Origin of the sequence: Microcoleus sp. D2_18a_D3, assembly GCF_036702455.1 — a bacterium.
In the GTDB taxonomy this organism is placed as follows: domain Bacteria; phylum Cyanobacteriota; class Cyanobacteriia; order Cyanobacteriales; family Microcoleaceae; genus Microcoleus.
The window spans coordinates 145,213-161,311 of the sequence record NZ_JAUBTK010000003.1 but is presented as its reverse complement, the minus strand read 5'-3'; the positions used below and the strand labels follow the sequence as shown (position 1 = coordinate 161,311).

Below are 16,099 nucleotides of genomic sequence, written 5' to 3'. Positions count from 1 at the left end.
CAATTCCCCAGTCATTAGTCATTAGTCATTAGTTATTAATTGTTAGCTGATGTTATTTATCAGAGGTCTTGATTTCACAGTTATTAGTTGTTGGCTGCTGACTAATGAATGCTGACTAATGACTGCTGACTAATAACTGCTGACTAATGACTGCTGACTATCGCAGAAAACCGCTGACCAGCCACAGAATTAAAAACGTAAACAAAGCGATAAATTTCTCTGTTGTTATAAATGCCGGACTGACCAAAGAACCCAAAAAGCCTCCCAGCAACAAGCCTATAACCAAGCCAGCCACAGTCAGCAGCACAGCCCGACCAAATTTTTGTTCCTTGCGATTAACAAAATAAAGACAAGAGCCGACCCCAAGAGCCAGAGTCAACTGTAGTAAACCATCATTAGCCGCCGGATAAATACTCAGTCCGCCTAACCCCACATACACCCCAGCCGGCCACAAAATGTCCGATCGACTAGGAGTATCGATTAACCGCTGCAACCAAGCTGGGCTGCCACTAGGAGGAGACGGAGTAAAGCTTGGGGGTGGGGGAGTCAGCCGTTCGGGAAAGCGGATGCGTTCGGGTACTTTAATTTTCCCTTCCTGTCGCTGCCGCAGGCGATCCATGAGGATCGCATCGTAAGCTGCTTCGATCAATTCCAAACGTTTCTTGTCACCGCTGTACTGCTCGCCTAGGCGCGTGCGGGCCTCTTGCACTTCATCAAAGGAAGCATCTTCATCGACTTCAAGAAGTTGATAGGGAGTTGGCTCACTCATGGTAATAACCCGCTGAAGACTCTCGTTATAGAGCAATCTTAACAAGAGAGGAAAGCGGGGCGGGAGCTCTGCCGCTTTCCCAAAAGTTTTGCTGCTAGTTTTTGGTGCTTTAAAACAGGAACCAGCAAACCTTACGAAAATAGAAACTAGAAGGCATTTGGCATTCGTAAATAAAAAATAATGAATCCAAAGATTTTTATTTTTATCTTGGCCGTCTAAAATTTTACCTTCTGCCAAATGCCCTCAGAAGGGACTTGTCCCGCAGGCACTCACAATTCCCGACCACTGGACTTTTTTAAGTTGATCGCGGCGGTAGGAAAAAAAGCGAGTCGAGTCAGAATAAGTACAGAAAGGAGCGATCGCCACTTGAGAAAGATCGATTCCCAACTGCTGCAATTGCAGAGCATTGCAGAGGCGAACATCCAAGCGTACCTTTCCCGGTTCTGGATCGGCCAATACAGGCGTTTCGGGGAGTTGGTGCAAAAACTCGCAGATGCCGTCGGCTGTCGCACTAACGGCACTCAAAGGAGCAATGGTGGCTCCCAGTTCCGCTGCCACTTCCACAGATACCTGGTAAACCTCTCCAGCGATCGCCGGCCCCATAGCAATCTTCAGATTTTCTAGTTGACTGCCTTGTGCCACAAGTTGAGCGATCGCCTCTGGTAATATCTTAGCAGCAGTCCCGCGCCAACCCGCGTGAACTGCCGCAACCAGTCCCGTGCGATCGTCAGCAATCAGCACCGGCACACAGTCAGCCGAGCAAACCCACAGCGCCTCCAATTCTCGAGCTGCCACCAAGCCATCAGCCTCAGCATAACTTGAGGCAGCGGTTTCCGGGTTCCGATCCACAACCGGGGACAACTCAGTGGTTTTGAGTACCCCATTGCCGTGTACCTGTTGCAGTCGGTAAACCTTAGCTCCCGGTTCGAGAACTTCCGTCAGCTCGATCGGCCCCTGGGGCGAGAAATCGCGAGTAAAAAAGCCGTGAGACCAGCGAGAAAGCAAGCTGCAAGTCAGATAGGGCAAGCCTTGCCAGCTCTGCCAGTCCCAACTGATACCGTCAGGTTGTCCGGCGCATTCAGAGTCAGGAAAATTTGTCAAGCGATCGCCAGCTACAGTCATGAAACCCATCCTTCCCCAAGCGAATCATTTGCCTTGTATTGTAAACAATCAAAAATTTTGCCGATTAAGCCGATGCAGTTTAAACCCACATCTTGCACCATTCTCGCTTAACAGGCTTTTGGGCCTGTTCCACAAGAAAATTCACTCTTTGTGGAACAGGCCCAAAAGCCTGTTCATAAAAAGCTTATTGACAATGGTGCAACATCTGAGTTTAAACGCACGATCGGCTTTAATCAAAAAATACCCATTCCTGGGCGCTTAACTCCGGCGGACGCCACCAAAATTTTGCACCACCCGAGAGCAAAATTTTAGTAACTAATTAACATAAACGAACGCCAAAGCGCTATCATCGGTGTGACCGTCACAGACGAGTTACGGGTGCAATCAGGGTCGAAAAAACCAGGGTATCCATCGCGACTCTACCCCGTGGCATTCGACTTATTCGATGTGCAAAAAAATTGCCTCAAGCCCGGTAAAATCAGTTAAGCCTGTATATAAAGACAAGGATTGCCATACATTCGATCCTGACTTCGAGATCCTTGTGCCCCCTGTTGAGTTGGGAAAAAAAATCGTGAAACCAGTTCCAGACAAGCAAATAACAGCCCATTTGAACACCAAACAGCAAAAAAAGAACCCTACAGGCGCCCGGACTCGATCGCGCCTTTTGTCCGATCGCTCACTGCTGGTGGGACTGGGTTGTCTTGCCAGTCTGGGACTGCTCAGCAAAGGCTTAGTTTGGGCCCAAGCCGAAATTCCGCCAGCAGAACAAGCCGTCCCCGGCGCAGCAGACCTCCAGCCATTATTTGAAGCTCCTCTCCCGCCCCCGGAACCCGAATTCAGCCAAGGGTCGCCAGAACCATACCCTGAACCGCAGGCAGAAGTCCCGCCGTCCGAGCCTTTCGATGCCGCACCGCCGTCAGAGCCTGAGTACGCCACCGAACCACCTCCCACCGAATATTATCTGCCGGAACCCGCGCTGATTCCCCTGCCAGAAGCGACGGCCCAGGAGCCGCCTTTTGAAGCGCCCGTTAACCCAGCCCACGCTGAAATCGACCAAACAGACTACAGCATTGGCGCTACCAGCGAGTACGAAGAGTACGAAGCGCCAACAACCATAGAGTTTGCAGAACGATCGAACGGCTGCGAAGAAGTTGGCGGTTTGTGCGCGCCTCCTCCTGTTTCCGATCCCGTCACGGCAGATGCAGCAGAGCCCAACTACAGCCCGGAAACTCCGATCGCAGACGACGGTTATATTGCAGCCCCTCCTCCTCGAAATCTGCCAGAAAGCCTTCCGGGCGAGGTTCGGGGAACTGTTGCCGGAAATAGTAGCGGAAATCCTGTCAGTAAACTCGGTCAAGCCGTTCAACAAATAGGCAGCCAGGTTTGGGGGGGTTCCAACCCGCCGGAATCTGCTTACGCACCCCCGCGCTACTCGGCTAACGCAGGATACTCCGCAGACGCAGGATACTCGGCAGACACCGGCTACTCGGCTAACATCGGCTACTCCGCAGACACTGGATACTCCGCAGACGCTGGATATTATGCCGGATCTGCATCTTACGGCGGCGGCGCTCCAGCGCCCAGCATGGGACTCGGGCCGGTTCAAGTCGGTGCGGTTAGTGTCAGCAGCGGCAGCAATACCGGTTTTGCTTACTACAATCTCACGCCGCGTCCCGCAGGAATGCCCGGAAATGGCAACACCAGCTTGCTGTTTCCGCTATCTATTGCTTCGGCCATTACTTCGCCGTTTGGGTGGCGGACTCATCCAGTTCTGGGCTACGGCAGGTTTCACACCGGAACTGACTTGGGGGCCCCGATGGGAACGCCGGTACTGGCGGCCTATGCCGGTCAAGTGGCGATCGCCGATTGGTTGGGTGGCTACGGTTTGACGGTGGTTCTCAACCACAACAAAAATTCTCAGGAAACTCTCTACGCCCACCTTTCGGAACTGTTTGTGAAACCGGGAGAGTGGGTGAAACAGGGAGAGACTATCGGCCGCGTCGGCAGTACGGGAATGTCTACAGGGCCTCACCTCCACTTCGAGGTTCGGCAAATGACTGACCAGGGTTGGGTGGCGATCGACCCGGGCTCTCAGCTAGAATTCGCTCTGGCAAAAATGATCGGCAGTTTGGAAACCGCCAAAGTACCGCAAATGCCGAAAATGGTGGAAATACAAACCGCTAGCTCACTCAAGGATTGGGAAAACGATCTGCCTCAGCTTCCACCTCTGCCGCTGGGAATGGACATCGAAGTTCACAACCTCCAGCCGCCATTCCCGGAATTCTTAAAAGCTGACACTTCTAAGCCCAAAGATGCTGAAGCAGTCAAACCCAAAACTCAGAAGCAAGCTAACAGGTAAAAATGGAGGCTTGGATACATTAATTTTTTAGGGGCGGGCTATTCGCCCACCCCGCAAGAAAATTGATGTTTTGTAAAATCGGCACTCCTACCCTGTGGCTGAGCATGGCGCAAGATGTGTTGATATCAGATCCGATGGATTTCTCTTTACCAGAAAAAACCTCGGAACCAAGAAAAACCAATAAAAATGGGTAACTTGCAGCTTATGCTAATAGCGCAGCATTTGTGGGAATTAATTTTATTTCTGATTATTGTAGTCTGCCCGATTCCCTTAAGCTTGTCTCTGGCATTCGAGAATCACAACGAAAACAAGAACTATTCATTTCCCCATTTTCTCCTCGTACTCCTGACGGGATGGAGCATTGTACAAGTTTGTATCGGCTTGATTTTAGGAAGTGCCGAGCGACTAAATATTTCTGCGGTCATTATAGTAGAAATTCTGATTTGTGCGATCGGTTTAATCGTCATTTATGCCAAAAACCACAGAGCTTTTACCTTCTCGCAGTGGCCGATTCCCCAACTCCAGCAGCCTCTAGGCCAATCCGAATATCTCATTATTGGTGCCGCCGCTTTTGCAGGAGTTGTGCTGTTGGAAACTCTCGCAACCAAACCCACAACCAATTATGATTCATTGTGGTTTCAGCTGCCTGCGATCGCCCGATGGTATCAAACTCATTCATTTACATTATTAGATGCCATCGGAAATTGGATTTTCGATCAGGAGCAAGCTAAAGTATATCCGTACAATTGGCACGTTTTATCTGTTTTGTGTGTACTCCCCTTCAGAGAAGATTTTCTCGCGGCTTTTCCCCTGCTAATTGCGTGGGTACTTGAGGGAATTGCCGTCTATCTATTGAGCGTAAAATTTGGCGCAAGCCGAATTCACGGTATGGCAGCAGCATCTTTAGTATTGACAGTACCGATGGTGCTAAACCAAGTTAACACGATTCACGTCGACTTACCGCTAGCTGCAATATTTACAGTGGGTTTGTATCTAGGTTTATCCTATCATAGCAGCCGCTCGCAATCCGAACTCTCCCTCTTTTTGGCAGCCGCAGGAATGCTAGCCGGAATAAAAATCACTGGGATAGTATATGCAGCCTCACTTTTAGTAGGATTAGCAATATTAGAAATTAAAAGATTCGTCTTTAATAAAAATTCCACACCAGCTAGTTTTAGAATTCGCCACTTTCTCAAACCAGTCTTGCTGTGCGGCATAGCTTGTTGCTTGCTTTTAGGAGGTTTTTGGTATACGAGAAACTTGCTGCAAATCAATTATCCTGTCGGCGAAGTCGGCGTTCTTAAAATTCCCTTACAGCCTTTTGCCTTACCGTCTCCCGTACAGCAGCCAACACCTACCCTACCTGCGTCGCCCGCTTCGCCACTTTTCAAGATTTGGCAAAGCACTTTAGCAGCTCAATTTAATCCCCGTAATATTTCCCATTGGCAAACTCTCGGCTTACAAGTTATCATTAGATTGCAACTGCCATTTCTGGCGTTCGCACTTCAGGTATTGGCAGCATTTCTGGCTTTTATCCAAGGTAAAACCCGAATAATTAATCAAAATAATATCATTTTAATTGTAGTTCTCGCCAGCACCGGAATTCTGTATTTAATTACACCTTACTCGTCGGGTACTGCAGGAGACTTGATCGGTCAAATCAGCCCTTTACTCGGTCCCAATCTCAGATACGGATTTCCCTTTTTAAGCTTGCTGGGCATCGCAGCCGCAGCTACAGCAACTAAGTTAAAAACGCGAAATCGAGTGGTTGTCGCAGTTGTTTTAGTTAGCAGTATTTCTGGCATTACTAGCAGCACAATTGGTGACATTTTTAAAAATGCTTCTTTTACCGGAAAGAGTATTATTTGGGGAACCGGATTGGTTGACAAGTTGAAATCTAATTTCGGGGAAGCTATCAATATTGCGATCAAAATATTAGCCCCCAGTTTTCGATATTTAGCAATATATCTGTTAGTTTTTATTGGATTACTGCTGCTGGGTTGGATTATATTTAAGCACCCTCCTAATTTAATCTGGTTAAAAAATCTACTTACCAGCCTGAAGAAGTCGAGTTACATAATGATAATTTGTATATGTATAGCATTGATGGTAAGTGCTAGTTGGGTGGCGAGGGAAAAGCGAGATGTTGCTCGCACAGAACTGTATCGCGGCATTTACGAGTATATCGATAAAAATACAGTATCTGATGAAAGAATAGGCTTCTTTTTAAGTTCCCGCAGCTACCTGTTTTATGGGAGAAATTGGGACAGACAAGTTTTATATGTGCCGTTTAGAGCCGATCGACTTTCGGCATGGATTGACAACCTCCGCCGAAATAAAATTAGGACTGTGGGATTCGGACCCGTGTATGGGACAGACCGAGCTACCAAAAAAGCTCTATCTTGGCTGACAAGTGCCGAGGGCCCGCTGCAACCAGTTTTCGGAAAAGATTTTAATACTGAGTCGGTGTTGTATCGTTTGAAAAATTGGTAACTGCTCACCGCCACTGCGTTGCAGTGCGTAATTACGTTTTAATAGTCTTAATTTCTTTTTTCATTAAGACAACTCTGCCTCTGTCGGGGGAGTGGCGCTAATGTTCACTTGAGGGAGCGTGTCAATATTTGGTTGATTTCGCTTGACAAGGAGGGAAATTGAGCGGTGAAAAATGTTCCCTATCGTTACCATTAATTCGATCTTTTTGCGCCGGATCTCTACCAACACCTCCCGGCAGATCGGTTGGTTCTCAGAGGATGGCGTATCTTCTACTCTCACAGGTGCATCTAGAGCATCCTGATGTTTCCCAGACTGGGATAATAGGTTTAAAAGGCTCTTTCCCAATACTATGTAAAAGCCAGAACGCAATAAGGGTGAGATGCACTCAGTTTTTAAAGCTTGGAATAACCAAAAGAGCGCGGTGCGATCGCGGCCGTTGCGGCTGCTTTGGTTCGCTAAGTACAGCAAAAAATTACTGGTAGATAATCGGTGCAGGAAATCGGGAATTTCGGGATGCCGTTGCTTGGCAGCTTGCAGCATCAAAGATTGAGAATTCGCCATTGTCGTATAGTTGGTAGACATAGTGTTATACATCCTGCGATAGCCAATTGAAAATTCCGGCACCGCTCGAAATTGATAAAGCTCTGCTATCCGCAGGTACAAGTCCCAGTCTTCACAGCCTTGAGCATTCCTTTCCTTCAATGTCTGGTCATAAACCCCCACCTTTTCCAAACAACTGCGACGGATCAGAGAAGCACTCGCGTTTCCTATAAAGTTGTGGCAGATTAGGGTGGCGTACACGTCACCTTCAATTCTAAAAGACCGGAATCCTCCTGTTAGCAATCCTTTTTCATCCAAGTCCACTGTCCACGAATAGACCACCCCTACTTCTGCTCCTCCCTGCAACATACATTGAACTTGTTTTTCAATGTTTTCAGGATACCAAATATCATCGGCATCAATGGGAGCAATATATTCTCCTCTCGACTTTTCAATTCCTAAGTTTCGAGCAGCAGCGACTCCAGAATTTGGCTGTTTCAGAAGCTGGACGCGAGAATCTTTCTTGCCAATTTTTTTTACAATTTCAGAGGTTCGATCCTGGGAACCGTCATCGACTACTAAAACTTCAATTGCTGGATAAGTTTGAGCGAGAACTGATTTCACAGTTTCTTCAATAAATGGCTCAGCGTTGTAAGCAGGAATAATGACTGAGACGAGAGGAAAATTGTGGGATTTTTGAGAATCTGGCTGCATTGGCTTTTAACAAGGTTTTTCAAAAAAAATTTTTCTTTCTAGATTGTCAGCTCTACCTTACACTCGTCGCAGTCAAAACTTACACAGTCGGTGGAAGAGATAGCCAATAAATCCCTAATAACAATTTACCGCATTCTCTGTTCAACGTCAATGGTATGTAGCACGTTTCAATGACTTTTCCCAACGAAGAGAATGGTGATAGACTACAACTAAAAGTTATATTTTTAAAGGTAAGGAGATGTCAATTGATAAAATCCAGGATAGCAAAGAAAAGCTCCAGAAGTTACAAGAATTTAATTAAGGAACCGCAGTTAGTAGGTGCGTCAGCTCAGAGCAGTCAATTATTGATAAAAGAATTCGTGGCTGACGCAGCCCACAGCTACTTCGTTCAGCCATGATTTTTATTGTTTCATTGATTAAATAAATCCGTGTTCTGCTAAGAATTCTGGTGTAATTGTTCCCAAACTGTTGAGTGCCGGGGTTTCTTCCCAAGGTTCGGGATGGGATTTTGAGCCGCTGCGGAGAAATTTGGCGACATACTTGCCCAGAATATCTGCTTCTAAGTTTACTAAACTTCCTGGTTGCAAATAGCTGAGGTTTGTCTCACCAAAACTGTGGGGAATGACAGCAACTTCAAACCAATTGCCGTCAGCATCGCAATCTGCCACGGTTAAGCTGATGCCGTTGACGGCGATGCTGCCCTTGGAAACGATGTAAGGTGCGATTTGACGTTGCCATCCCGAATTTGCTGTTGGTGGGGCAGTAAACCGCATCTCCCAAGCATTGGCGGTTTGGGTTGATGTGGCTAAAGTGCCGATCGCATCTACGTGCCCCGTCACAAAATGTCCCCCCAATTTGCTACCGGCGCGCAGGGAGGTTTCTAGGTTCACCAAAGCATCGGGGAATGATCCCAGAGTAGTGCGCCGGAGAGTTTCTGGGGAAGCGACGGCGACAAAACCTTGCGGCAGAACTTCCACTACCGTCAAACAGACTCCATCCACGGCTACGCTGTCCCCAATGGCTAAATCTTGTAAAATTAGGTACGAGTTGTTTGAGGTGCAGGAAATTTGGAAATAATCGTTGCCTAGCGACTTCAGTTTTCCGAGAGATTGAATTAGTCCTGTAAACATAAGTATTTTTCCTTAGTCGATCGCTTATTTACATGAAACCACAGGCACAAACCAGACGCAGGAGGTTTTGCTGTCCCCCTCTCCCCCGGAGTCTATCGAAAATCTAAAATCTAAAATCTAAAATCGATAGTCCCAGATCAGTTGCAGATTCAGGCGAAGATCGAGTCATACTGGATTTAGGTCATCTTTATGTCCGAGTTTTCTACCGCCTTGCAGTTTCTTAATTCTGTCAGTAACCCAGCCCTAAAACCAGGGACTGAGCTTGTAAGAGCAATCGAAGCAAGCTGTGCTGACCAGCCTCAGCCTTAACTGGCTACGTTATTTGAGTCACGACACCGGAGAATGCGACGCTAGTTTTCCGCCCTGTCATTTGCAATTAAACAGTCTTAAGGTCACTGAGACAGTGTTGCAAGTCTAACAAGCTCTCATAACATTGGCGAAGCGAACATTACCCCGAAAGGGAGCCGGAGACAACCATATCTCCAAAGAGGGGCAACCATACCCCTCTACCCCCGAAAGGGGAAAGGGGATTCAAGGTGGTGCTCACTGAGCGTAGTCGAATGTGTTGAAACCGCCCATGTTGTTTCCCTCTCAGGACTAAAGTCTCTGAGTTTCCCACTTACCGAGCATTTTTATGATTGAAATGAAAGTCGCTGGAATTGCCTTAGATGCAGCCACGCGCAGTCCTATTGTCCTATTGAGAGACGCTACTGAGCGACGGGCTTTGCCTATTTATATCGGTCAGGAGCAAGCAAAGGCTATTATTAGCGCGATCGAAGGCCACAAGCCTCCTCGGCCTTTAACTCACGATCTGATGGTCAATTTTTTAGAGGCATGGAGTCTTACCTTGGAGCGCATAGTTATTCACTCGCTGCAAGATAACACGTTCTATGCCGTGCTGATCGTCCGTCACGGAGAAGTTAAAAAAGAGATCGATGCCCGACCTAGCGACGCGATCGCCCTAGCCTTGCGAACGAATAGCCCCATCTGGGTGATGGAAGAAGTCGTCGCCGATGCTTCGATACCAGTCGATCGAGATGCTGATGAGGCAGAACGCCGGGCCTTCCGGGAATTTATTTCAAACCTCCGTCCAGAGGATTTGATTAAGAGAAGCGGCTTCAGCCCGGGCGAAACTTCCTAAACTTTATGCGCTATCGACGGTTTGGCAAAACGGAGTTGCACCTGTCTGTATTTTCCTTGGGAACCATGCGCTATTTGGCTTCTGAGGAAACTGCCTGTCAGACTGTACAACAGGCGGTGTCTCAGGGAATCAATCACCTGGAAACGGCTGCAGGTTACGGTTGCAGCGAGGAATATCTTGGCGCGGCCCTTTCGGCTGGTTTGTCTGTCGATCGATCGCGCCTCCACGTCACTACAAAAATTTCCCCAACCGAGGATGCAGCAGCAATGGAACGCTGCATCGACGCATCCCTCAAACGCCTGAATTTAGACTATATCGATTGTCTGGCAATTCACGGTTTGAATACTTGGGAACATTTGGCGATTGTGCGATCGCCCACAGGCTGCATGGAATCTGTACGCAAAGCCCTCGCCGATGGTCGCATTAGGCACGTCGGCTTTTCGACTCACGGGCCTCTGGATCTGATTTTGGCTGCAATCAATACAGATTTGTTTGAATTTGTCAATCTGCATTATTACTATTTTTTTCAGAGCAACGCCCCGGCAATTGAACTCGCCAAAGACAAAGATATGGGCGTTTTCATCATTTCCCCGGCAGATAAAGGAGGGCAACTCTACACGCCCCCGGAAACTCTCGCACAATTGTGCTCGCCTTTCTCGCCCTTAGAGTTAAACTATCGGTTTTTACTTAGCGATACTAGAATTGGGACTTTGAGTGTGGGCCCTGCAAATGCGACAGAATTAGAGCAACCCCTGAAATATGCCGATCGCGACTTTCCCCTCACCAACACCGAAATCGCTGCGTTCGATCGGCTAGAATCGGTTATGGCAGCGACTTTGAAAGCTGACAAATGCAGCCAGTGCTATGCCTGTTTGCCTTGCCCGGAAAACATCAACATTCCCGAAGTATTGCGACTCCGCAATCTCGCCGTCGGGTGCGACATGACTGACTTTGGCAAATACCGCTACGCCATGTTTGAAAATGCCGGACACTGGTTCCCCGGCAGCAAAGGCAACCGCTGCACCGATTGTGGCGAATGTTTGCCCCGGTGTCCCGAAGAGTTAGACATCCCAACCTTGCTCAAAGATACTCACCAGCGACTGGCCGGCAAAGCAGGTAGGCGGTTGTGGGATTGAAAAAAAGGTGTGAAGCAGGGAAAAGGCGATCGAGCGTATATAAGTGTTGCAATAATTACGCTAAACTTTGGTTTAAGTAAATTTAGGATACAGTCGATCGAACAACTACTTAGTTTGGCGAGTCTATGCGCCAGCCTCCCGCAACATGGCAAAAAGCCTTTTTGAGGAGTGCGAGTATCTTGCACAGCCAAGCCTACATCTAAGCGGGAACTCTCCGGCTCGCACTCTTGTCAAAGCACTCATTTGGATGCTCCCAACACACTTTAAATAGGAGCCGACAGTAGATGTAAAAACAACTAAATAAGACAATCTGATTAACACCGAGAAACTGATTTCTTTGAGAATACCCCAGTCATTTTCTTGCTGGGTGGGCGCGGGCGATACCGAATAATTTTATGACGATTGATTAACCCAACTAGATATAAAATCTAAAATCGTTCAACTGAGCGCTCACGCCGAAGTCTTAGCTCTAAAATCTCAAATCTAAAATTGATTGATTGCCTTCCCGATTAATTGATGGCCTGTCATCTACAACCGATCCCGCATTTACTACTATGGCTCATACTCAGTTAAACGACAGCCAGCAAAATTGTCTGCAACCAACTAAAGTTGCGACTTCCGAAAGAAGATTGAAAGCAGCTTTCAAGCCGTGTACCTACAACTTATCTCTTACCAAAAAACAGCTAATCGGACTGCTGACTTTACAAACTATCTTGCCAGTCGGACTAACGGGAGCAGCACTTTGGCTAACATCGGCAGTTGGAAGCAACGAACTGCAAAATCAAGCTAAATCTGAACTGAGCCTTAGTGAAATTAACTACAATCTCCAACTCGATCGCGCCGCCGACCGTTTGCAAAACTCTTCTGACAGCAAAACGATCGCCCAAACAGCTTTAGCTTACAACAGCGGTAAAAAAATATCATATTTGCAAAAATCTGTCAAGCAAATTCTAGAAAATCAAGTCAAAACAGGAGCCATACACAGTGCAGCTTTAGTGGGGAAAGATGGGAAGATAATTGTTAGCGTTAATCTCAACCAAGAGGGACAAAGTTTTAATCCTCGCAACCTAGCCTATCAAGTATTAGCAAAAAAAGAGCCAATTACGACCAGCAAAATTCTGGCTAAATCTGAAAATCCCAAACAATTGCCAACTTTGCAAACGGGATTGAGCGAACGTGTTATTGTGAATTACTCAGAAATTCCCGTAAAAAATTCCAAAAATCAGACTGTTATCGCTGCTTTATTTTTAGGAAGAAATCTGACCCAAATTCCAATGATCGCAAATAGCGAAACAGTCAATCCACTCGTCGGATTTTACGCTATTTATGCACCGCTTAATGAGGGCAAATATGTCTTGGTAAGTGGACAAAGTGTTACGAAAAATCAACGGTTGCCCGACTTACAGTGGATGGACAGATCGCTACTGATCTCTGCACGCGCCGCCGATGGCAAACCAGTTGCTCAGCAAATAAAAATAGGGAATCAGGCTTATACAGTAGCCGCAAAATCTCTGAATAATTTAGCCGGAAAACCCGCTGTAATTTTAGTGCGGGGCATCCCCAAAACCTCGATCGCAACTTGGTGGGGCAACAACTGGCTGCTGGCAATGTCTGCGGCTGCCCTTGTCCCATTCGCCTTGGGAGTTGCCCTCACTCGCCGGATTGCTAAACCCGCTAACTCAGATTTATCAACAGCAGACGGGAATTGGGCATTTAACTCCAGCGCCGAACCGCCACAGCGATCGCGGACATTTGATATAATTTATGACAATTTAAATTTCGGCGAATTCCCCGATTTATTCCCTAAAAAATCGAGTTTAGATGGTCAATTAGCCGTAGATTTTCGATATAAAAAATTGGCTGGCGATCGCCAGATCGCAAATCCCCATATCCCGCTCGCTTTCCAACCCCTAGAATTGCCCGAAAACTCCGTCTCAAACCAGTCGCGACAGGTAAATACAGAAAATACAGAATTAGAAAAAAGCGCGATCGCCTTAAATCAAGTCCAGGAAGCTTGGCAAGACTTAAATCGCCTCAACTTGGAATTGCAGCCAGAAATACTCGATCGCCAAAACACTCAAAAAGCCCTGCGAAAGAGCGAAGCACTGCTGCAAGCGATTTTAGACAACTCAACAGCAGTAATTTACATCAAAGATGTTGACGGAAAATACCTGCTCACCAACCGCCATTTTGACAATTTGTTCGAGATCGCAAAAGAGCAAATAACAGGGAAAACCGACGGCGAGATTTTTCCCCAAGACAAAGCAGCAGCTTTGCGGGAAAACGACCTGAAAGTTCTCGAATCCTCCTCGCCCCTAACCATCGAAGAAATCATCCCTCAAGACGATGGCCCGCACACTTATATTTCTCTGAAATTTCCCCTCTGCAACTCCGAAGGTAAAGCTTATGCAGTAGGTACAATTTCTACAGATGTGAGCGATCGCAAACTTGCCGAACGCACCCTAGAAAAAGCCAAAGCAGAACTAGAAATAGAAGTCGAACAGCGCACCCTATTCCTCAAACAAGCCAACGAACTCTTGCGGTTTGAACTCGCCGCCAGAGTCCGCGGCGCCATCACAGTCAGACAAATGACCGCTCAGGTAGCCCGACACGCCAGAACAGTGGACGGGATTCTCGGCGCTTCTCTTGACCTAATTTTTCTAGTAGATCGATCGGGAAAATACACCTATGTCAGCCGCACCGCCGCTCAAGCTGCCGGCATGAACCCCAGAGAAATGATTGGCAAAACTTGGCAGGAATTAGGCTGGCCACCAACAATTATGCAGCGGGTTCACCAAGAATGCGACCGCATATTTGCCACAGCCGAACCCGTTAAAGGCGAAGTAATTGTCCCCACGGCAAACTGGGGAACCCGCGACTACGAGTACATTCTCAGCCCGGTTTGTGCGACAGACGGCAGCGTCGAAGCGGTGGTGGCGACACTGCGGGATATCACCGAACGCAAAGACGCTGAGGAAGCATGGCAGTTGGCTAAAGAAGCCGCAGAACTCGCCAACCGCGCCAAGAGTGCTTTTCTGGCAAACATGAGCCACGAGTTACGCACTCCCCTGAACGCGATTATCGGCTACAGCGATATGCTGGTGGAAGATGCCGAAGAGTTAGGCAACTTACAGATAGTCTCGGATTTAGACAAAATTCGCACTGCTGGCAAACACTTGCTGCGCCTAATTGAGGACATTCTCGACATCTCCAAAATTGAAGCTGACAAGATGGAGATTTACCTCGAAAGCTTCGATGTTGGAGGCTTAATCGAGGAGGTGATAACAACTATCAAACCGCTAATGGATAAAAACGGCAATACTTTGGAAGTATTGAGTTCTGACAATATCGGCGCGATGCACGGCGATTTGATGAAAGTGCGGCAGGTAATGCTGAATTTGCTCAGCAATGCTGCTAAATTTTCTGCTAATGGGACGATCGTGCTTACTGTCGAAAGAATTACCAGTGAAGAATTAAAAAATAAATATCAACCGAGAGTTGCTCAACTGTTAATTTTGGATGCAGATTTTTTAATTTTCCGAGTGACGGACACGGGCATCGGCATGACACCAGAGCAGCAAGAGCGACTGTTCCAACCTTTTACTCAAGCCGACAATTCAACTACTCGCAAGTACGGCGGTACGGGTTTGGGACTGACTATCAGCCAGCGTTTTTGTCAGATGATGGGCGGCGATATTGAAGTTACTAGCGAGTTAGATTGCGGTTCTACTTTTACTGCTTGTCTGCCTGCTTCATTGTTTAGGCGATCGGAATTTTAACATGAGTGTAGTGGGGGCTTTACCAACAATAAAAGCAAAAAAAAACAATCTAATAAACCCGCCCCCACACAACAAACAATCGCAATGTACATCTTTTGCCTCTAATAAAATGTAAGGTTGATGTAGGTTATGTGCTGTGCGGGGGCGGGTTTTATAGATGGCGAGTTTCCGACATAAATGGTTGGTAAAATGCGACCCTACGGGAAATATATAAAAAATAAAACAATTATTATGAAATACGATGTTTATCCCCGCAAGAATTGCATTTTGACAAAAAGTTTATTTTTGTTCCTTATTGCGGGTTCTGCGTGCTTCGGAGCCTTGCTGTGGGGACAATCGGCCGCATATTCCCAGCAGCCGAGCTGCCCGACTGGCAACGCTGCTAATTTCCCGCCGCCTCCGCTTTCGCAAACCGAAAAAAGCGTTCCGAGTCTGTGGTTAGCTCAAAAACTCTTTGGGGGAAAATTGCTCGATCGCTGGTTTGTAGATCCCGGCAATACTTGGGTAATTCTCATAGTCAATCGCCAACTTTGGAGTTTGCTCGATTATATGGAACGCTATCAGTTTGTTAACCGATTTGGCACTGTCGCCAACGATTATGGTTACAATGTGCGAGTTTGCAACCGTCAAGGCACTGCTTTGGCAGTTTATTCGTGCAAGGGCGATCGGCTTAACTGTCGGATTGATTTAGAATCTCTCTCAAATCCAGGTCTTCGAGGAAGGGTGAAAGGATTTTAGATTAGTGTCCCTACAAGAGTTAGGACACGGCGCCGTGCCTTTGGGAGTGTCAACTTAAGGTCAAACCCATAGTCCGGCAAGGGTTGAAACCCCTGCCTCAAAGCTAAAGTCGTCTGAAGACGACTAATGATATCAAATCCGTTAGCATCGGAATAGTAAATTCCAGTTCAGTGTTCAC

General features: G+C 47.2%; 10 protein-coding genes. 6 read left to right on the top strand and 4 right to left on the bottom strand.

The features are described from left to right. Positions 1 to 157: 157 nt before the first annotated feature. Entirely contained in the window at positions 158 to 769 is a 612-nt protein-coding gene (locus tag QUB06_RS03015) for a CPP1-like family protein (protein WP_333040744.1), read from the bottom strand. A 243-nt stretch (positions 770 to 1,012) separates the two neighbouring features. After that, complete coding sequence (gene pgeF / locus QUB06_RS03010) at positions 1,013 to 1,891, bottom strand: peptidoglycan editing factor PgeF (protein ID WP_333434051.1); 879 nt, start codon at positions 1,889 to 1,891, stop codon at positions 1,013 to 1,015. Between the two features lie 571 nt (positions 1,892 to 2,462). On the opposite strand from pgeF, the gene QUB06_RS03005 reads away from it, so the two are divergent. Then, positions 2,463 to 4,250 carry a peptidoglycan DD-metalloendopeptidase family protein gene (locus QUB06_RS03005; RefSeq protein WP_333434050.1) on the top strand — a complete coding sequence of 596 codons (1,788 nt, stop codon included), beginning with the start codon at positions 2,463 to 2,465 and terminating at the stop codon, positions 4,248 to 4,250. Positions 4,251 to 4,436: 186 nt separating this feature from the next. Further along, complete coding sequence (locus QUB06_RS03000; protein ID WP_333434049.1) at positions 4,437 to 6,743, top strand: hypothetical protein; 2,307 nt, start codon at positions 4,437 to 4,439, stop codon at positions 6,741 to 6,743. Between the two features lie 63 nt (positions 6,744 to 6,806). On the opposite strand, the gene QUB06_RS02995 is transcribed toward QUB06_RS03000, so the two are convergent. Beyond that, entirely contained in the window at positions 6,807 to 7,997 is a 1,191-nt protein-coding gene (locus tag QUB06_RS02995) for a glycosyltransferase family 2 protein (protein ID WP_333434048.1), read from the bottom strand. A 416-nt stretch (positions 7,998 to 8,413) separates the two neighbouring features. Continuing rightward, positions 8,414 to 9,127 (bottom strand): riboflavin synthase, encoded by a 714-nt coding sequence (gene ribE, locus QUB06_RS02990; protein WP_333434047.1) that lies wholly within the window; start codon positions 9,125 to 9,127, stop codon positions 8,414 to 8,416. Between the two features lie 634 nt (positions 9,128 to 9,761). Here ribE and QUB06_RS02985 point away from each other — a divergent pair. The 4 genes from QUB06_RS02985 to QUB06_RS02970 all read left to right on the top strand — a co-directional run bounded on the left by QUB06_RS02985 (position 9,762) and on the right by QUB06_RS02970 (position 15,921). Further along, positions 9,762 to 10,268, top strand: a complete 507-nt coding sequence (locus tag QUB06_RS02985) for a bifunctional nuclease family protein (RefSeq protein WP_333434046.1) — start codon at positions 9,762 to 9,764, stop codon at positions 10,266 to 10,268. Positions 10,269 to 10,273: 5 nt separating this feature from the next. Further along, a complete protein-coding gene (locus QUB06_RS02980; RefSeq protein WP_333434045.1) occupies positions 10,274 to 11,404 on the top strand; it encodes an aldo/keto reductase in 1,131 nt (376 codons plus the stop codon). Between the two features lie 554 nt (positions 11,405 to 11,958). Then, positions 11,959 to 15,183, top strand: a complete 3,225-nt coding sequence (locus tag QUB06_RS02975) for a PAS domain-containing protein (protein WP_333434044.1) — start codon at positions 11,959 to 11,961, stop codon at positions 15,181 to 15,183. A gap of 231 nt (positions 15,184 to 15,414) precedes the next feature. After that, the gene (locus QUB06_RS02970) at positions 15,415 to 15,921 is read left to right on the top strand and encodes a hypothetical protein (RefSeq protein ID WP_333434043.1); all 507 of its coding nucleotides are present in this window, start codon (positions 15,415 to 15,417) and stop codon (positions 15,919 to 15,921) included. The last annotated feature ends 178 nt before the right edge of the window (positions 15,922 to 16,099 follow it).